Genomic DNA, 17,628 nt, shown 5'->3' with positions numbered 1-17,628 from the left:
ATGCCGGTGTCCTGTTTTCATCGAATCGCGGCGTTCGGATCGTGGTGTTCTCGAACCCGCCGAACTCCTGTTACGGGGCCGAACCGGTGGTCGCGACGTCGCTCCAGGCGGCGCGTGAGCCGGACTCGCCGATTCGGTAGACCTGGACGATGGTTCCGGCTGCGATGACGATCGCCAGGACCGCGACGATCAGCGTCAGGGGACGCGATGGTGCCGTCTTCCGCTCACGAAGGTGGACCGCGGTGGCGGCCGCCGCGGCGAGGAGCAGCGCGGCGGAGAAGTAGATCATGGTGTCGCCCAGTTCGGTGTGCGTGTGCACGGCGGGTGAGCGACCGACGTGCTTTTCGAGCCATTCCCCGGCATCGGTGGTCAGCGGGGTCAGCGCGGTCGTCACGATCGCCAACGCGAGGGTGGGCCACACCAGGCGGTGCCGGGCTGCCGGCCACACGCTGCACAACACGACCCCGATCGCGGTCAGCGGAGCGAGAACCACGATGAAGTGGACCAGCAGCACGTGGGCGGGCAAACCGTTGACGGTGGACATGACGCAAGTATCCGCAGTGGCGCTGAGAATGAACTGAGGGTGCGTTGCGGTTCCCGAGCGCAGCAGGGCGAGTCATGCGAGCTGGTAGGCCACGGGCAGTTCAGTGCGGCATTCCGCGGTGGAGGGACGTGGCGGCCTCGATGATGGTCTGCAGACCGGTGACGTACGTCCCGGCCGATTCGGTGTCGAAGAGGTCGGTGGAGTACAGCAGTTCGGCGTCGATGCCGTTCGGTGCGCCGGTGTCGTCATGGCGTTCGGTGAAGTAGAAGTGCAGATCGCATTTGGCGATGTCGAGCGGGCGGGGTGTGATCGCAAAGCTCAGGCCCTCGACGTCGAGCTGAGCGTGGGTGAAGTTTTCCAGTGACATCGCGACCTGGAAGAACGGGTGCGACGACGGTGAGCGGGGTGGATCGAGGAGTTCGACGAGCCGCTCGAAGGGGACGTCGGCGTGCGCGAGGGCCTGCAGCTCGGTTTCGCGGGCCTCGGCGACCAGGTCGGCGAAGGTCATCGCCGGGCTCACCTGTTGCCGCAGGACGACGGTGTTGACGAACATGCCCACCACCGCGTCGAGCAGGGGGTGGTGGCGTCCGGCGATGGGGGTGCCCACCGTGATGTCGGTGTCACCGCTGACCTCGGCGAGGAGCATCACCACCGCGGACCGCAGCGCGGTGAACAGCCCGGTGCGATGGGTGCGCGCGATCTCGAGCAACGCGCGGTGCGCGGCGGCGCCGACGGAGAACGGCATGCGCGCACCGGCGTAGGACCAGTGGTCGGGGCGTGGGCGATCGGCCGGCAACGCCAGGACCGGTGCTGGTCCGGTCAGCTGCCGGGTCCAGTAGGCGATCTGCGTCGCGGCGCGGCTGGTGGGGTCGTCTTCGTCGCCGAGACGAGCCAGTTGCCAGAGCGTGTAGTCCGTGTAGTCGACCGGGAGGTCGGGCCACCCAGGTGCGGTGCCGTTGACCCGTCCGGTGTAGGCGAGGACGAGGTCGCGCGCCAAGGGCGCCAGGGACCAGCCGTCGACCGCGATGTGGTGCACCGCGCAGGCGATCAGATGGTGATCGGGTCCGTGTTCGAAGACGCCGATCCGCAGCGGAGGCCGGGTGCGGACGTCGAAGCCGGCCGCGACCACCGCGGTGACTGCGTCGTCGTCGGCCGGGGTCGGGGTCAGGTCGGGCAGGGCGTCGCCGGTGTCGAGGAGACGCTGCCGGGGACCGGACGGGGTGTCGGGGAATACGGTGCGCAGGCAGGGGTGCCGGGCGACGAGGTCGGTGACGGCACCCGTGAACGCCTGGTGATCGAATCGGCCGCGGACCTCGATGGTGAAGGCAATGTTGTAGAGGGGGCGGCTGGTGTGGGTGCGGTCGAGGTAACGCTGCGCCGGCGACAGTGGGATCTGTTGGGGCACCGGGATGTGGCCGAGTCGAACCGTGCCGGGATCGGCGGTCGTGGTGCTGATTCGTGCCGCCAGCGCGGCCACGGTGGGGGCGTCGAAGACCTCCCGCACCCCCAGGGACGATCCCCATTCGTCGTTGATCCGGGCCACGACCCGGGTCGCGGACAGCGAGTCCCCGCCCAGGTCGAAGAAGGAATGGTCGGCACCGACGCCGCTCATGCCGAGCACCGCCGTAAAGGTGTCCGCGACACTGCGTTCGGTGGGTGTGGCGGGCTCCCGATACGGCGCCGTTGCGGTGAACTGCGGGGCGGGGAGGGCGGCGCGATCCAATTTTCCGGTCGGTGTCAGGGGCACCTCGTCGACGATCATGACGGCCGAGGGGACCATGTAGTCGGGGAGTGCCTCTCGCGTGTGCCCACGCAGTATGTCGACGTCGAAGGTGGTGGGGTCGTCGATGGCGACGTACGCGACCAGTACCTGATCGCCGGACGGGCGGCGGTGCACGGTGGTGGCGGCGAACCGCACCCCCGGGTGGGCGGTGAGGGCGGTGTCGATCTCGCCGAGTTCGATGCGCAGTCCCCGGATCTTCACCTGATCGTCGGTGCGGCCGAGGAAGCGCAGTTCCCTGGTGGTTGTCCAGTGGACCTGGTCGCCGGTGTGGAACATCCGCGATCCGGGTTTCCCGAAGGGGTTCGCCACGAACTTCGTGGCGGTCAATGCCGGCTGCCCGTGGTATCCGCGGGCCAGGCAGGGTCCTGCGAGGTGCAGTTCACCGCGGGCGCCCGGGGGTCCGGGGTGCAGGTGGTGGTCGAGTACGACGGCCTGGACGCCGCGCATCAGCGGGCCGATCGTGATCTCGCCCGCCGAGTGCATCGGGCCGCTCAGGGTGACGCTGCACGTGGTCTCGGTCGGCCCGTACGCGTTGCGCATGTCCCGCTCGTGCGCCCACCGGTGGACCAGCGCCGCCGGACACGCCTCGCCGCCGACCAGCACCAGCTCCAGGTGGTCGAGGCCGGCCGGGTTCACGGTGGCCAGCGCGGACGGTGTCGCCAGCAGGTGCGTCACTCGCTGGGTGTGCAGGAAGTCGGTGAGTTCGCCGCCACCGAACGCGGTCGGCGGTGCGATCACCAGGGTGGCGCCGCTGATCGCGGCCGCAAGAACCTCGACGAGGGCGGTATCGAAGGTCGGCGAGGCCAGGTGCAGCACCCGCGATCTCGCCGTGATGCCGTACTTCTCGTCGATCTCCCGGGTCAGGTTCGCCAGACCCGAATGGGTGACCACCACGCCCTTCGGGGTGCCGGTCGACCCGGAGGTGTAGATGATGTACGCCGGGTGCGCTGCGTCCGGGCGCCGAATACACCCGATCTCACCGGGTCCGCCCGCCACGTGCTCGCCGGCCGGGGTGTCGAGGACAAGCCAGTCCACTGCGTCCGGCAGTCGCTCGCGCGCACCCGAGACCGTCACTCCCACCGCCGCACCGGAGTCCGTCACGGTGTACCCGATCCGGTCGGGCGGGTGGGCCGGGTCGACCGGAACATACGCGGCACCGGTCTTCGCGACCGCCCACAACGCCACCACCGACTCGATCGACCGGCCGATCGCCACCGCCACCGGGGTTTCAGGTCCGGCGCCCCGCGCGATCAGCGTCCGTGCCAGGCGGTCGGCATGCCGATCCAGCTCACCGTAGGTCAGTGTGCGGTCGATCCCGACCACCGCGGTCGCATCCGGCGTGTGCGCAACGGTCCGCGCCAAGAGGTCGGGCAGCACCTCGGGGTCGGCGGCGGCCGCCCCCGCTGCCGGCGCGAAGTCGGCACGTTCCCCCGGGAGGAACAGGTCGAGCGCGGTAATCGGTGTGGCCGGATCCGCGGCGGTGAACCGGGCGAGGAACGCCATGAATCGCGTGTGATGCAGTGCGAGATCATTCTCGGTATACACCGCCGGATTTCCCTCGAAATCGATGCGCGGCAACGAATCCGTCGAACCGGGATACACATTCACGGAAAGGTCGGCGGTGGGGCCGGTGGTGAGCACCTGCACCCGGCCGGTGATACCGCCCAGCGAGATCTGCTGCTTGAACATCATCAGGTTGATCACCGGACCGAACTGCGCCGGGCCCACCGTGGTCGAGTCGCGGTCGCGTCCGATGTCCTCACGTCTGTACCGCTGACGACGCAGGACTCCGGTCAACGCGAGCTGGGCGTTCTGCACCGCCTCACCCACCGACACCGAGACCGCCGTCCTCAACCGCAACGGCAGAACATTCGACACCGACCCCGCGGATTTACGCAGCAGCGCAGTGGTTCTCGCCGACACCGGCAGCGACAGCACGACGTCGTCCGCGGCGCACATGAGCCCGAGGAACGCAGCGAATGCGGCGACGACCGTCGCCGACCACCGGAGGCCACCACCGTGGTCGAGCCCGGCACCGCCCGGTGCGGCCGACGTGCCGCCGACCAGGTGCGCGGCGGCCCCCGGCGGCCGGACACCGCTTCCCAGCGAGACGACCGGGGGAAGCTCGGCGGTCTCCTCCTGCCAGAACAGGCGATCACGCTGCCGTCGCTGCGAGTTCTGGTACCGCAGGTCCTCCGCGAGAACACCCGGCGGATCCGCAGCCACCGACGGCGCGGGCTCGCGGTCGGCGTCCGCCGCGTACAGCTCCGCGGTCCGACTGATCAGTCTCATCGCCCCGTACCCGTCGAGCGCGATGTGATGGGCCCGCGAATACCAGTAGTAGTGATCGTCGGCGAGCCGCAGGACACGCGAGACCACCAGATCCCCTGCGTACATGTCCACCGCGGTGGTGCTGTCGCGGCGCATCCACTCCTGCGCCACCCGGGCAGGCTCGTCGTGACTACGCACATCGACGACGGTGACGGCGACACCCTGCGTGTCGTCCGACACCACGTGCGGCTCACCGTCGACCTCGATCAGCCGCACCGACCCCGTGCACAACTGCCGGTAGGCGTCCTGGTTCGCGGCGACCAGAGCGTCGAGATCGACCGGTCCCCGCAGCTCCGCGTATTGGGCGATGACGAACGGCACCTCCGGGGACAGCCGCTGGGCGAGCCAGATCGCCTTCTGAGCCGCAGTCAGCGCAAACACGGCAGGTCCGGTCACGTCAGCCACCCCTATCGACCGGTAACGGAGGAGTTCACTCTGCCGCCCCTTCCCCATCGCCGCATCGTCACCGGACCGCCCGCACGACGACAAGTTCCTCCGAGCGCTGACCGGACCCGATCAGACCCCGCTTCTCGAGCATCGTGGTGCGCGAAGACAGCACCGGACCGAACGGCACCTCGACACGCGCCGCGATCCCCACCCTCATGCCCCGCTCCGCGAGGATTGCCTCGGTCTCGGCGATTCCGCTCAGCGCGGACTGAGCGATCAGCAGGACACCGTCCCGGTCGAGGACCTCGGGCGCCTCCACACAGATCCGATCGAGCAGTGCTCGCCCGTTCCGTCCGGCATCCCAGGCGCGCGCGGCGCCCCGAACCGGAAGCGCATCGTCCTGCGCCGGCACATACGGCGGGTTACAGATCACCAGGTCGAAACGGTCCCCACGGACAGGGGCCGTCAGATCACCCCGCCTGGTGTCCACGGACCGGCGCCGCAGTGCCGCGTTGAGCCGAGTGTTGATCAGAGCGCGACGCGAGATGTCCACCGCCGTCACACAGCCGGCCCCCAACGCCGCCGCGTGCACACTCAGCGCACCCGTTCCGGTGCACAGATCCAACACCCGCGACGCAGCGTCCAGCTTCTCCGACGACAGCATCGCGGCCAGCATCCCCGTGTCCGCCTGCGGCGGATAAACCCCGGGCAGGCGCAGCAACATGTAACTCCTCCTGAAGATTGACACACCTACAGCAGAAGCTGTTCAGCACCCGAGACTATCGGAGCCCCACACCCCACCGCCGCGCAGAACCGCAGCGGCTGAGGGAAACCGGACAAACACCCCGCCGGTCCAACTGGACTAGCGCCCTGCACCACGACGGGCGACGGTGCACTTCGACCTCGAACTGGTCTCACACCAGGAGCTGCACCCGCAGATCCCCACAATGCCCCAGCACGGGAGCAGGTCGAACCATTCGAAAGGGCTGACGTGCAACGCAATTCAAATGCAACCTTGTCCTGGCATCGATGGAGGGTTTCCCCTTTTTCCGCTGCGACGGCGCAGCCCGATGGACCCGGCAGCCGAGGTCAGGTGCAGTGACCGGTGATCGTTGTCCTGAGATCTACTCGGCGTCGGTGTCGAGTTCGACGCAGTCCCACGTCACGGCCCTGTCTGACGGAACGTCGCCGCGCTCGGTCAGAGTCGGCCGTCCCGACGGGTTCACCGAGTAGCCCCCACGCGGGGCCGGGACGCGGTGTGCTTCCTGGGTGATCACGGCGCGACGCAGAATGCGACCCCGCGTCGTCGGCACCACGTGGTGAAACATGCGCCGATGTCTGTCGTACATCAGACAGCCGGAGATTGCGGTGGGGCCCTCTGATTCTTTCCAGTCCGGCAGCAGCGCGGAGAAGTGTCCGTTGGCCTGGGCTATCCAGTCGTATTCACCGGGTCGGCTCGTGGCCGCGCGTTCGACATGCACGGGGACGTCCCAGCTCACGACTTCCACCGGCAGCATTTCTGGTCGGCACCACTAGTAGTGGCCTCGATTCGGTCTCCTACGTGCAGGCGCTCGTATCCGGGTTCGAGATCGACCAGCATCCAGATCCTCACACCTGTCATCATGACGTGTGGGCGCACCGTTGCGGTGTCGGTCCGAACGACCGGAGCCGGTGGAGAAACGCTGACCGAGGCGTCCCGGGCGCGGTCCCGTGACCGGGAGGCCATGACCTGGCGTTGTCCCACGCCCCCGATATCAGGTCGACATCGTCGCCCGCCAGTCATAACCGGTAGAGTCCCCGCGGTGCCGCTCACCCCCAGCCTGTCCGGTCGTGTCTTCCCGCCGGTCGGACCGTATCTCGTCGGCCGGGAGAAGGTCCGCGAGTTCGCGCACACGGTGTCCGCCACGCATTCCATCCACCACGATGTCGACGCCGCCCGCGCCGCAGGCCACCCCGATGTCGTTGCCCCGCCGACGTTCGCCGCGGTGGTGGTCGACCCCGCGGTCGGCCAGCTGCTCCGCAGCCCCGACACCGGCCTGGATCCGACCCGGGTGGTGCACGGTTCGCAGAGCGCGCGGTATCACCGGCACATCGTCGCCGGCGACGAACTCACCACCGACCTGACCGTCACGGCCGTCACCGAACGCGGCACCCACGCAATCGTCACCACCTCCAGCGAGATCCGCGACCGCCAGGGCCGCCGCGTCGCGACCGTGACCTCCACCCTGTTCGTGCGCGGAGCAGACGCATGACCGCCCGCCCGACCCTCGCGGTGGCGGTCGGGGATGTGGTGGCGAAGGCAACCCACACCATCACCCGGGATTCGCTGGTCCGGTATGCCGGTGCCTCCGGGGATTTCAACCCCATTCACTACCGCGACGACGTGGCTGCCGCGGCGGGGTTGCCCGGGGTGCTCGCGCCCGGCATGCTCACCGCCGGCCTGGCCCTGCAGCCGGTGATCGACTGGCGCGGCGACGCCACCCGCATCCTCAGCTACGAAACCCGCTTCACCCGGCCCGTCGTGGTCGACCCGCACATCGGCGCCGCCGTCGACATCATCGCCACCGTCGCGCACCTCGACCCCGGAGCGGCGACCGCCCGCATCGATCTGACCGTCCGCTGTAAGGGACGGGCCGTGCTGGGCAAGACCCGAGTGGTCGTCGACCTGGCCCGATAGGGATACACCACCGGCAGCTCTGCTCGTCCCACTCGCGGGGAAACGGGTGGGGGACACCAGTGGCAGTGGCCCGTGCTCCGCGAGATCAACATGTTCATGCGCTGGTGGAATCAGTTCTGAGGAAGGGCCACAATTGGTCATTCCACTCGCTGAGCGAGGGTCCCGCCCCGCGAAATGGGCGACAGAAGCGAGGTACGGATCTCACTTCAAATGCCGATACAGCGTCGTACGCCCGACGCCGAGGATCTCGCCGATGTCGACGAGCGGCATCCCGTTCTCGCGCATCTTGTGCGCCTGCCGAATCTTGTTGGTGGTCATCTTCGGTGGCCGGCCACCGACACGGCCGCGGGCACGGGCGGCGGCAAGGCCGACCTCGGTGCGTTCCCGGATGAGGTTGCGTTCGGCCAGGACCGACAACATCCCGAACATGGCGCGGCCCTCGGCGGTGGCGGTGTCGATGCCCTGCTCAAGCACCTGCAGGCCGATGCCGCGCTCGCGCAGGTCGGCGCCAGGGTGATCAGGTGCAGCATCGACCGGCCCAGCCGGTCCAGCCGAGTGATCACCAGGACGTCGCCCTCGAAGTTGCGCAGGTACGACGAATACAGGCGTACCGGCTCGACGTGGTCGGGGGCGTCAGCTCGCGGGCCGCGGTGGCCTGAGCCCGAGCTGGTGGCGAGAGCCCGCGCGCCCTCGGGCGGCGCGAGGTCGTCCTGTGAGTAGTCGAGGCCCCACCCCAGCCGATTCTCGACATTTCGTTACATTTTATTATGAAATGAAACGAAACGAAATGTTATGTAATGTTACGATGATGGGGTGGTAACCGTTTATCGAGGGGGAGTGGCGTCGAGATGAGCGAGAGCAGGCCGGGTAGGCCTCGGGAGTACGCCTCGGACGCCGACCGGGTCCGCGCCTGGCGGGCCCGGCAGAAGGGAAAGTCCGGCTCGACCACAGCCGAGACCACCGAGACGCCGACCGATCCGATCGAGGCCTCGGCAACCCTGGCCCAGTCCCTTCCGCTGTTGAGGCAGGAAGCCGACAGGCTGTCCGCCGTCGCCACCCGCATCACCGAGTCGGTGAACCTGCTCGGCGACCCGGCCGCGGTCGATGCGCATCTGCGCCGCGCCCAGGTCGCCGCGGACAAGGTCCGGGCCGATGCCGCCGCCGAGATCGAACAACTCCGCGATCAGCTCGACACCGCGATCGACGACCGGATCAACGCCGATGCCGCCGCCCAGGCCGCCGAGCAGGCGGCGGAGCAGTCCGCCACCGCGCTCGCGGAAGCCAACGCCGACCACGCCGAACAGTTGCGCACGATGGAAAGCTCCTACCGCGAAAGGTTGGTCGAGCAGGAGCAACTCGTCGAATCCCTGCGCGCCCGGGCCGCGAACGGGTCGAGGAACTGCGCGCCGAGCTCGCCGATATCCGGGGGCGCACCACGAGCTGACGGTTATCGCTCACCACCGTTCCTCGAATCCCAGTTTGTGAAAGAAGTCGCCGGCACACCCGGGCAATCGAGAGGTAACCGCCCTCGCCGGTGATGTCACCGACCTGCAGTACTGACCAACTCGTCGCCGACGTCAACGCGGTCCGCCGACCGGACCCTTACTCGTCCGGTGCCGGTGGTGGGGAAGCGGACCGGAGCTGATCGAGCGAGAGCGTCACCGTGGTGTTCCGGACCGCACCGAGTAGTCGGGCCCGTGCCGCCGGAAGAGCCTCGAAGGCGGTCGACATTCCCAGCGCCCACGGCGCCGACTCGACCGGTGTCAGCCCACACCGCCCGAAGTGGTCCGAGAGCCGGCCGATGGCATAGTCGAGCGCCGCGATCTGTGCGGGGTCCGCATCCGGATCAGGGTCGGAGAGCACCGGGTAGGGCCACATCAGCACGATCCCGGTGGGCAGCATCCGATGAATCGTCTCGGCCACCAACCAGGCCCCCAGATCGTGGCCCCGCAGCGGTTCGGTGACGAACGCGATGTTCGGAATCAGGACTGCCTCGGTGATCACGGCCAGAGTCTCGTACTGTTCCTCGACCTGCCTGGCGAGTTGATTACCGTCGAACAACCCGGCCAGCATCTCGTGATCTCCGTCGAACTGGTCCAGGCACAAGGCGATCGGGTCCTCGGTACCGAGGCGGATCACCGTGAAGTCGAGTGAGCCCACCACCACGTCGTCGGCGTCGTCGATGTCCACCGTCATGGTCACTTCGGCGAACCAGTCCAGGCACGCGTCGAAATCACTGAGACCCACGCTCCGGAACCGCACCCGCGGCGAAAACAGGTCGACGCTGCTGCGGCCCTGCGCCTCGACCAGGTCCGCCACCGCGGCCAGCGACAATGACACAGGACATCCTCTCCTACCAGTCCGCCCATCCGACACCTGCCACTATCGCGCATCACTGCGCTCCGACGCCGAATATCACGGCACCGGCGGACCTTCCACCCCGACCGGCGGCGGCGGTGTTTCCGGCCCGACGCTCCCGCCGACGCGGAACGCCAGCCCGGGCGGAGGCGGGACGCGTACTCGACCGCTGCCCGAGGACGGCAACCAGTACGCGGGACTGGGCGGTACCCAGGCCGGGAAGGACCCGATGATCCGAGTTCCCGCCGGATCCGCCCTCGGGCTCTCAGTCCTCGTTGGTGCGGCAATTCCGCTCGACTTCGGCGTCATGACCAATGTAGTGCTCGGACAACGTGCCCTCTACAGCCTCGGACCCCAACTACGTGCCCGCCTCAACGGCCTCTACATGGCCATATTCTTCGTCGGGGGCGGAGTCGGCTCAGCACTCGGCGGATTCGTCTACGCCCACCACGGATGGACGGTTACCGCATTGACCGGGGCTGCGGTGCCCGTCCTCGCCCTCGGATACTTCCTCACCGAGCGACACGACTAACACCCGGATGACGATCCGCTATCGGCAAAGCGATCTGGCGCAGCCCGTTGCGGCAGTCGGAGCCGCATCGAACCCAGCAATATTTGGTGGCTTGCGCACCGAATTCGTACGAGTTAGGCATGTCGTATGACCGAGACTCCGGGAACCCGCGCGGGTTTGACAACTGGCGACACGGTGATGCTCCACCCGCAAGGGGTCTCGAAGTTCAAAATCCTCAGTATCGATGAGGATGGCCATGCACTCATCGAGTCCCTACTGGACAGCCCAGGAAAATACGCCTTCAGCGTCGCGGTGAAGTTTCTCGTCCCGGCCGATTCCTAGCAGTCAGCGGTCTCGTCCCGGCTGCGTCTCATCGACGCCCGTGAGCTGGGTGCCGGAGGATGATGCGCATGCGGATGAAGTTTCACGAGCAGCTCGACGAGCTGACAGACCGTCTGGCGTCGATGTGCCACCTGGCCGGGGATGCTGCCCGGGCGGCGACCGACGCCTTGGTGCTGGCTGACCTGCCCCTGGCCGAGCGGGTGTTCGACCTCAACGAACAGATCGAGGAGTTACGCGGTCCGTGCGAGGACCTGGCGATGGCACTGCTGGCGTTGCAGGGCCCGGTGGCACGGGATCTGCGTCAGGTTGTCACCGGTGTGCACCTGGTGACGGATCTGAGCCGGATGGGCGGGCTGGTGCAGCATGTGGCCGAGAGTGTCCGCCGCCGCCATCCCGAGCACGTCGCCTCCGGTGAGGCGGAGGAATTGCTCTCCCAGATGGGGCGGGTGGCGGCCGAGTTGGCCGGCCTCGCCGAACGGGTTCTGCGCACGCACGATCCGGAACTGGCCGCCGAGATCGGCAGACGCGACGACGAGCTCGACGACCTGCACCGACGGCTGCTCACCCTGATCGAGGATCCGGCCTGGACCGGCACCATCCCGGCCGCGGTCGATGTCACCTTGTTGGGGCGTTTCTACGAACGCTTCGGTGACCACACCGTCGTGGTCGGGCGCCGGGTGGTCTTCCTCGTCACCGGGGAACAGGTGACCCCGTAGGTCGTCGCGGTCACAGGACCGGGGCGCACCTCGCTCAGGCCGATCTGTGCAGGTGGACCCGTAGTCTTTCCTGGTGTCCGCTCCCTCCGACGACCTCTCCGCCGAGCGTCCCCCGGTGCTGCCGTCATTGACCGCACTGGGTCCGTCGGCGGATCCACACGTGATCACCGTGCCCGCCCGGACCGGCACGAACATCGAGCTGCGGATCCACACGTGGCTCACGATGTTCGATGTTCCGGCCGGGGAGTGGGTGCCGGCGGCATCGGGGTTCGTGGTCACCGTGCTCGTGCACATCGTCGACGCCGCAACGGGCCTACCGCGGTATCTCCCGGTCACCGAGCCGGGCGAGTGGGCGCGGGCGATCTTCGCCGATGTCGACGCGGCGCAGGGGTATTTCCTCGGCGCCGTCGACCCGGACACCGGTGAGCACCGGGACGGGCAGCTGGCCTACCGGCTCTACCTCGCCGCCGACGGGCAGGCGATCCGGGCGCCCCGCCAAGTCGTTGGATGTCCGCACTACCTGCGGGCAGCCGATACCGATCCCGAGATTCGGATCGTCACCACGGCCTGACCACCGACAGGTTCCGTCCATCCAGCCGGACAGCGTCGGAAGGCCCTCACGGATGTTCTTGACGGGGCAGTTCCTGGTGCGTCGTCAGGGATTCCGACCATTGCCTGACTCTCGCACGGTCACGCGCGCGAGCATCTGTTCCATCTGCGGCCTCCCCACCCGCAGATCGGCGGCGATCATCCCTGCACGGGTGTCGAGCTGCGGCTCGAACGCGGCGAAGACCACCCGCGCAGCTGGGGCGAGGACCTCGTGTTCAACAGCTTCAACGGTCTCGCGTGACCAGCGGTCCTCGTTGGTGGTGATGTCGGGTTCCCCGAACAGCTCCGCCAGCCGGTACGGGACGTATCCGGCCTGCTCGAGGTCGGTTGCGGTGTAGAACTCGGTCAAGTTCCCCTTGTGCGTTCGGGCTTGGCAGTTTCCGGTGTCCTCTTACTGGGCAGTTGTACCGATCCGCCTCCGGCGGTCGATACACAGCGTAGGAGGAGTGCGCTTCCATTCAACTGAGCCCGTTTCCGACCAAGGAGTTCGTCATGTTAGACCTGGGATTCTTCTATGCCTTCCCTCAGCTCGCCGACGCGTGGGTAGCAATAGGCACGTGGTGGGGGTCGCTTCCATTCACCTAACTCCGGAGGTGATGACGGCGATTCCGATCCCCCCGTACGGGTCGGGTGACAGCTGGATGGTGTGGACACCTTGGCTGGTGCCCATAGTTCTCTGGTGGAACTCCTGGCACTTGACCCAGTACCTATCGCCCGCCGGCGGCGACGCGCTGCCCTGAGCCTTCTACCTGCGTAGCTCCCAGGTCACGGGCACAATCGGGCGTATGCGGCTGATCCAGGTCACTTTCACCGAGTTCCACGACGCAGACGCGGCGGCCGATGCCACTGCTATTCCTGGTGTCAGAACTGACAGGCCATCGGCAGATTCGGATCAATCTGGCTAACAGCACTGTTCGCAGTGCGAGCGCAGCACTCGCGAGTGGCTCGGATGTGAGTAGCCCGGACAAGCCTCGATGCGAACGAGGCGCTGACCGGGCGGCTCGCCGCAAACCCGCTCCTCGAACTGGCGAACCACGTCACCCGGCACCGGCCGCTGTCGGTGACCGGGAAATCCGCGTACGGCATCGCCGGCACCACCTCGCCCGCCGAGGTGATCGACGAGGTATGGGTCAATCACCACCGCCTGCACGCGATCACCGGCACCCCACCGCGCTGGTTCCGCCCCGGCACAGCCCACTGCGACGAGGTCGCAGCGTCCATCGTCCGCGATCTCGGCGAGCAGGTGGGGGGGTTTCACCGTCAACGGCGACGCGGGGGCCACCCTGCCCGCCGTCAAGGTCCAGGCCGCCGTCACCTCCGCCCTACCGGGGTCCATCGTGATCATGCACGTCAACCGGCCGGCGGGTGCCACCGCGGAGGGCCTCACCGCGGCGGTGTCCCAACTACGTTCGACCGGAATCGAATTCGTCACCCTCAGCGGCGCGGGCGGCCTGGCCTGACCCCGCGCACGTCGAAACACTCGCGCGCATCGCGGTACCGAGGTACGCCTGCACCTCCACCCGCAGCATCGGCCCGGTTATTCGCCCCGCACTCCAATTGGTCTCGACCGTGGGATACGCGGTGAAGAACAGATTGACCTGGACACCACTGCGACCGCGGCCACCACCGACACCGCCGCCGCCCGGACCCGGCGAGTGGCAGTGCGGATGCGGGGCACCCCGTGGAGGCGGGCAATGTACCCGTGGACGCGGGCACCGAGCCGGCGCGGTGCCCCACCGGCCGTTGCCCGCGCGGCTCAGCCTCACGAGCAATCAGCCCAGATCGCGGGGCATCGGAATCGGCGCAGGTGGAACCAAGCTCGGCGGCGACGTCAAGGGCCGGCGTTCGGCAGTGTGCACCGCCGCGGGCGTGTGGGCGTGGCCGACGGCCCGCAGAAGGTCGGACTGCAGGCGCTGATACGTGGCGAGCCACCGAGGGTCGACCGGTTCGTCGCGTAGGTACGCCGTCAGGGTCGCGCTGTTGTTGTCGTAGTCCAACCATCTGCGCAGGTCGAGCACCCGGTCCTGCACGGTGTGCAACAGCGCGTGCTGTGGAACGGGCATCTGATCAGCTCCTCCGGCTCGGACGTGTCCACGAGGGGAAACGGCAACGTGGTTGCCGCACACTGCCGTCGACAACCTTTGGCATGTTCCGGTCGCCATTGTGCGGCAAACCGATGCCCGATGTCAGGTCTTCGTTCCTCACAGGTGTGAGGGTGTGCAACAGGCTGCTACCCCTGCCGCCTGCCGCCTGCCGCCTGCCGAAATTATCGAGGTCCGGCGTAATGGGGTCTGTCGATGAACAACGCCATCGTCCGTTCGGCCGGCCAACCCGGTGCTTGGCCCACCGGCTCCAGGACGGTCAGTCCGAGGTGTCGTCCGCGGCGGCGGCAGGATCGGATCGGTCGCCGCAGGTCAGGGTCAGCACCCAGCCGCGGCGTGCGGTGAGGGCGTGGTGGAGTTGGCGTGCCCACCGGGCCCGCTCGTCGTCGCTGTGGTGTGTGATCGCGATCCGACGTGTCCACGTCCCGGACGCCGAGCGGTCGTCGACGGCCAACCCGATGACGATCCGAAGACCGGAATCCGATGCCCCGGTGACGACGATGCGGCCGGGCTCGCCGCCCATTTCCATCCGGGCGCCGAGCACGCCGGCGACCACATCGGCCACCTCGATCACCGACTGCGCTCCGACCACGTCGATGTAGTCCTCGGCGATCATCTCGGTCCTTCCGTCACCCGGCGGGCTTACAGGACCGGATGGTACCGACGACGCCTGAGGGCAGTCCGTCGGGCTATTCCTCCGCGAGTATCGCCATCATCCCCGGGCGGTGTTGCCGGGGCGCCGTCAGCCACCCTCACCTCCGGTGGTCCCGGCTGTACCCGCTGCGCTCGGCGTCTCGCGGTCGACGATCGCGTCCTGCCGGTCCCGGTCGGTCATGGTGGCGTTGCGGGCCGGGCGGGGTACGTCGAGCCGGGCGGCGATCCGCTCCCAGGACATGCCCTCGAGGAGGGCATCGATCACCGCTCGCGCGAGGAGTTCGTCTCCCTGCTCACCCACGCTGACACGACGGCGTCGGAGACCGCGGAGTTCTCCAGCCGATCTTCGCGGCAGCACGGAGGTGACTCTTCCATCCGGGCGAGGGTATCGGGATCGCGTCCCGCTGTGGACGTACCTCCCTGTCCGTGTTTTCGCGAACGGCAGAGGCCGGGGCGATCAGGAGGGCACCGGGCCGGGGGTGTCCGAGCCCGGTATTTCGGTGGCCTTGGCGGTGATGATGCGCGCGAGATCGTCGAGGGCGGCGGTGATCGCGTCGTCGTCGCGGTCGACGAGCCAGCGCAGCACCAATCCGTCCAGTGCGGCCAGGGCGAACCGGGCGACGTCGGCAGCGGGAGTTCTCCAGCGCACGCCGGTGATCTCGGCGCAGGCGTCGAGGAACACGGCGGCCTCGTGGTCCATCGTCCGGTATTGGCCGGCGGCGACGGCAGCGGCGGGGGTCCGTTCGGTCGCGGCGCGCCGCAACGAATGGGCGGTGATCTCGTAGGTCAGCAATTGACGCCCCGGGGTGGCCGCGATGATCGGCCACATCCCGCCGATCCCGACGGCCAGCAGTTGCCGCAACCCGGACAGTCCGCGGAGTTCCTGCGCATCCCGGATGTGACCGAACCCGGCCTGCAGCGACTCGCTGAGCTGCACAATCAGACTTTCACCCATGGCGGTGACGAGCTCGTCCATGCTCTCGAAACGAAAGTGCAGCAGACCGAGCGAAACCCCGGCCTCCTGGGCGACCGCGCGGGCGGTGACCGAGTCCAGGCCGCCCGTTTCGGCGACGATCAACGCCGATTCGACGAGCTGAGCGCGGCGGACGTCCTCGGAAAGTCTCGGCATTCGCTGATCGTAGAGTCTGCTTCTCCCGCGCATCCGGCATTCGAACGGCACCGGACATCGTGACGCGAAAGAAGATTCAGGGCAGTACGCGAGAGATGATTCAGGCCGGTAGGCGACGCCTCCGGTGAGGGACTGCGGCGGCGGTGTCCGTCGGTCGGGTGCGGCGGGCAGCGAACTGGCACAGGTATTGTCCGGTCGCCGGATCGGTCAGGCCCGGAAGCAGCAGCCGCCACATCACGGGTATCTGCTGTGCAGGGCTGGCCTCGGGCCCGGGGGAACCTGCGTGCAGGCGAACACTGTAGGCCGCCTCGACCAGGAACCGGGCGAGCTCGTCGGAGTCGATGTCCTCGCGGAAATCACCCTCCGCGCCGGCTCGGCGCACCAGCTCCCGACACGTCTGCGTCCACCTGTCGAAGACGGTGGTCGGTGCGGTGCCGCGGTAGTCGCCGATCTCGAGGACCAACCGGAACGCGGCCGCGATCGTCGGGTCGCTGTGGTGGTCGGCGGCGAGGGCGTAGGTGAATTCGATCAGTGCCTCGGCGGCACTGGTCTGGGTGTTCATCCGCTCGGCGAAGATCTGGTCCAGTCGGGTGAAACCCGCATCGATCACGGCGCGCGCGAGGTGTTCCTTGGAGGTGAAATGGAAGTAGAGGCCGCCCTTGGTGACACCCACCGCATCGACAATGTCTTGCAATGTCGCATGGATGTAGCCGTGACGGTCGAATTCTTCGGCCGCACGGTGCACCACCGCGGTCCGGGTGAGTTGTCCACGCTTCTGGGTTCGGATAACCATGGCCTTCCCCTTCCCACTCACCGGCAGGGTCCCCCACCGCACAGAGTCATCGCGTCCGTCCGGCAGGACCACCCGACATGTGCGGGGCCACGGGTGGACTGTCCTGGGCGGGAGGTCGCCCGCTCATGGCGGTGGCTCGGCTCCCACCTGGTGAGCCGAGCCACCGCCGTACGAGGCAGTCTCCGGCCGATCAACCGCTCATTCCGATACCGCCGCCGAACATGACGCTCAGCCACTTCAGGAACGCCTCGAACGCAACGGAAAAATCAACACCTGCAGAACCCATGAACTCCTCACTCCTCTGATTGGACTTCCCTCCACGGAATCGTCGCTCCCGCTTACTCCCCCTATCGCTCGAAGACGCCTCCGGTGTTTCACAAAATCTGAAAATGGTGGTTCTTTTTCGAAACCGAAATAACACCATTTCAGTTGGACGACCGCTCAGAATCGAATTGGACGACCGCTCAAAATAGTGAAATGGACAATTGCTCAGGTTCGCGAGTCTTGCGGGGTTTCGGAAGTGGGGAGCGCTTCCGCGCCTTGTCCAGTAACGCGGCCGCTGAAAAAATTTGCCACCGGCCGCGAAACACGATGTGCTTTCGCGGCGATAGGAGGACCGGGGCGGGAAAACGGAGTGGGGGTTGCCCGCGGCGTCGCCCGCGACCGGCACCCCAAAACAAGGAAGTTCGAGT

General features: G+C 67.7%; 20 protein-coding genes and 2 pseudogenes. 9 read left to right on the top strand and 13 right to left on the bottom strand.

Going from position 1 to position 17,628, the window contains the following annotated elements; all coding sequences use genetic code 11:
- Positions 1 to 70: 70 nt before the first annotated feature.
- From H0B43_RS36955 to H0B43_RS36940, 4 genes are all read right to left on the bottom strand, one after another.
- Positions 71 to 544 carry a DUF2231 domain-containing protein gene (locus H0B43_RS36955; RefSeq protein WP_185730359.1) on the bottom strand — a complete coding sequence of 158 codons (474 nt, stop codon included), beginning with the start codon at positions 542 to 544 and terminating at the stop codon, positions 71 to 73.
- 100 nt (positions 545 to 644) lie between these two features.
- The gene (locus H0B43_RS36950) at positions 645 to 5,054 is read right to left on the bottom strand and encodes an amino acid adenylation domain-containing protein (protein ID WP_312034110.1); all 4,410 of its coding nucleotides are present in this window, start codon (positions 5,052 to 5,054) and stop codon (positions 645 to 647) included.
- Positions 5,055 to 5,121: 67 nt separating this feature from the next.
- Positions 5,122 to 5,769 carry a HemK2/MTQ2 family protein methyltransferase gene (locus H0B43_RS36945; RefSeq protein ID WP_185730361.1) on the bottom strand — a complete coding sequence of 216 codons (648 nt, stop codon included), beginning with the start codon at positions 5,767 to 5,769 and terminating at the stop codon, positions 5,122 to 5,124.
- 400 nt (positions 5,770 to 6,169) lie between these two features.
- Complete coding sequence (locus H0B43_RS36940) at positions 6,170 to 6,562, bottom strand: hypothetical protein (RefSeq protein WP_252190341.1); 393 nt, start codon at positions 6,560 to 6,562, stop codon at positions 6,170 to 6,172.
- Between the two features lie 285 nt (positions 6,563 to 6,847).
- Between H0B43_RS36940 and H0B43_RS36935 the strand changes: the two genes are divergently transcribed.
- Positions 6,848 to 7,297: a MaoC family dehydratase N-terminal domain-containing protein gene (locus tag H0B43_RS36935; protein ID WP_185730362.1), complete on the top strand. Its 450-nt coding sequence runs from the start codon at positions 6,848 to 6,850 to the stop codon at positions 7,295 to 7,297.
- Complete coding sequence (locus H0B43_RS36930; protein ID WP_185730363.1) at positions 7,294 to 7,722, top strand: MaoC/PaaZ C-terminal domain-containing protein; 429 nt, start codon at positions 7,294 to 7,296, stop codon at positions 7,720 to 7,722. Before H0B43_RS36935 ends, H0B43_RS36930 begins: the two co-directional genes overlap by 4 nt.
- 201 nt (positions 7,723 to 7,923) lie before the next feature.
- Here H0B43_RS36930 and H0B43_RS43375 read toward each other — a convergent pair whose 3' ends face one another.
- A complete protein-coding gene (locus H0B43_RS43375) occupies positions 7,924 to 8,007 on the bottom strand; it encodes a helix-turn-helix domain-containing protein (RefSeq protein WP_397517552.1) in 84 nt (27 codons plus the stop codon).
- 114 nt (positions 8,008 to 8,121) lie between these two features.
- Positions 8,122 to 8,285: pseudogene (locus H0B43_RS43370) on the bottom strand (recombinase family protein); the annotation flags it as partial.
- Here H0B43_RS43370 and H0B43_RS36920 point away from each other — a divergent pair.
- Positions 8,244 to 8,381 carry a hypothetical protein gene (locus H0B43_RS36920; RefSeq protein WP_185730364.1) on the top strand — a complete coding sequence of 46 codons (138 nt, stop codon included), beginning with the start codon at positions 8,244 to 8,246 and terminating at the stop codon, positions 8,379 to 8,381. The pseudogene H0B43_RS43370 and the gene H0B43_RS36920 overlap by 42 nt on opposite strands.
- 189 nt (positions 8,382 to 8,570) lie before the next feature.
- The gene (locus tag H0B43_RS36915; RefSeq protein WP_185730365.1) at positions 8,571 to 9,260 is read left to right on the top strand and encodes a hypothetical protein; all 690 of its coding nucleotides are present in this window, start codon (positions 8,571 to 8,573) and stop codon (positions 9,258 to 9,260) included.
- A 64-nt stretch (positions 9,261 to 9,324) separates the two neighbouring features.
- Here H0B43_RS36915 and H0B43_RS36910 read toward each other — a convergent pair whose 3' ends face one another.
- On the bottom strand, positions 9,325 to 10,062 hold the full coding sequence (locus H0B43_RS36910; protein WP_185730366.1) for a hypothetical protein: 738 nt from the start codon (positions 10,060 to 10,062) through the stop codon (positions 9,325 to 9,327).
- A gap of 247 nt (positions 10,063 to 10,309) precedes the next feature.
- On the opposite strand from H0B43_RS36910, the gene H0B43_RS36905 reads away from it, so the two are divergent.
- From H0B43_RS36905 to H0B43_RS36890, 4 genes are all read left to right on the top strand, one after another.
- Positions 10,310 to 10,612, top strand: coding sequence for a hypothetical protein (locus H0B43_RS36905; RefSeq protein ID WP_252190342.1), 303 nt, complete (start codon positions 10,310 to 10,312; stop codon positions 10,610 to 10,612).
- Between the two features lie 126 nt (positions 10,613 to 10,738).
- On the top strand, positions 10,739 to 10,933 hold the full coding sequence (locus H0B43_RS36900) for a hypothetical protein (protein ID WP_185730367.1): 195 nt from the start codon (positions 10,739 to 10,741) through the stop codon (positions 10,931 to 10,933).
- Positions 10,934 to 11,001: 68 nt separating this feature from the next.
- Positions 11,002 to 11,649: a phosphate signaling complex protein PhoU gene (gene phoU / locus H0B43_RS36895; protein WP_185730368.1), complete on the top strand. Its 648-nt coding sequence runs from the start codon at positions 11,002 to 11,004 to the stop codon at positions 11,647 to 11,649.
- A gap of 115 nt (positions 11,650 to 11,764) precedes the next feature.
- Complete coding sequence (locus H0B43_RS36890) at positions 11,765 to 12,220, top strand: N-formylglutamate amidohydrolase (RefSeq protein WP_312034126.1); 456 nt, start codon at positions 11,765 to 11,767, stop codon at positions 12,218 to 12,220.
- A gap of 84 nt (positions 12,221 to 12,304) precedes the next feature.
- Here the strand turns inward: H0B43_RS36890 and H0B43_RS36885 are convergent, their stop codons facing one another.
- Positions 12,305 to 12,607: a hypothetical protein gene (locus H0B43_RS36885; RefSeq protein WP_185730370.1), complete on the bottom strand. Its 303-nt coding sequence runs from the start codon at positions 12,605 to 12,607 to the stop codon at positions 12,305 to 12,307.
- 633 nt (positions 12,608 to 13,240) lie between these two features.
- Between H0B43_RS36885 and H0B43_RS43365 the strand changes: the two are divergent.
- Positions 13,241 to 13,489: pseudogene (locus H0B43_RS43365) on the top strand (polysaccharide deacetylase family protein); the annotation flags it as partial.
- A gap of 541 nt (positions 13,490 to 14,030) precedes the next feature.
- On the opposite strand, the gene H0B43_RS36875 reads toward H0B43_RS43365, so the two are convergent.
- The 5 genes from H0B43_RS36875 to H0B43_RS36855 form a co-directional block, all read right to left on the bottom strand.
- On the bottom strand, positions 14,031 to 14,321 hold the full coding sequence (locus H0B43_RS36875; RefSeq protein WP_185730371.1) for a hypothetical protein: 291 nt from the start codon (positions 14,319 to 14,321) through the stop codon (positions 14,031 to 14,033).
- 298 nt (positions 14,322 to 14,619) lie between these two features.
- A complete protein-coding gene (locus H0B43_RS36870) occupies positions 14,620 to 14,976 on the bottom strand; it encodes a hypothetical protein (protein WP_185730372.1) in 357 nt (118 codons plus the stop codon).
- A gap of 126 nt (positions 14,977 to 15,102) precedes the next feature.
- On the bottom strand, positions 15,103 to 15,315 hold the full coding sequence (locus H0B43_RS36865) for a hypothetical protein (protein WP_185730373.1): 213 nt from the start codon (positions 15,313 to 15,315) through the stop codon (positions 15,103 to 15,105).
- A 156-nt stretch (positions 15,316 to 15,471) separates the two neighbouring features.
- On the bottom strand, positions 15,472 to 16,143 hold the full coding sequence (locus H0B43_RS36860) for a TetR/AcrR family transcriptional regulator (RefSeq protein WP_185730374.1): 672 nt from the start codon (positions 16,141 to 16,143) through the stop codon (positions 15,472 to 15,474).
- A 100-nt stretch (positions 16,144 to 16,243) separates the two neighbouring features.
- Positions 16,244 to 16,936: a ScbR family autoregulator-binding transcription factor gene (locus H0B43_RS36855; RefSeq protein WP_185730375.1), complete on the bottom strand. Its 693-nt coding sequence runs from the start codon at positions 16,934 to 16,936 to the stop codon at positions 16,244 to 16,246.
- Between the last annotated feature and the right edge of the window lie 692 nt (positions 16,937 to 17,628).

Origin of the sequence: Rhodococcus sp. 4CII (assembly GCF_014256275.1) — a bacterium.
Taxonomy (GTDB): Bacteria; Actinomycetota; Actinomycetes; order Mycobacteriales; family Mycobacteriaceae; genus Rhodococcus_F; species Rhodococcus_F wratislaviensis_A.
The sequence above is the reverse complement of the archived record's forward strand: the minus strand, read 5'-3'. Positions and strand labels throughout refer to the sequence as shown.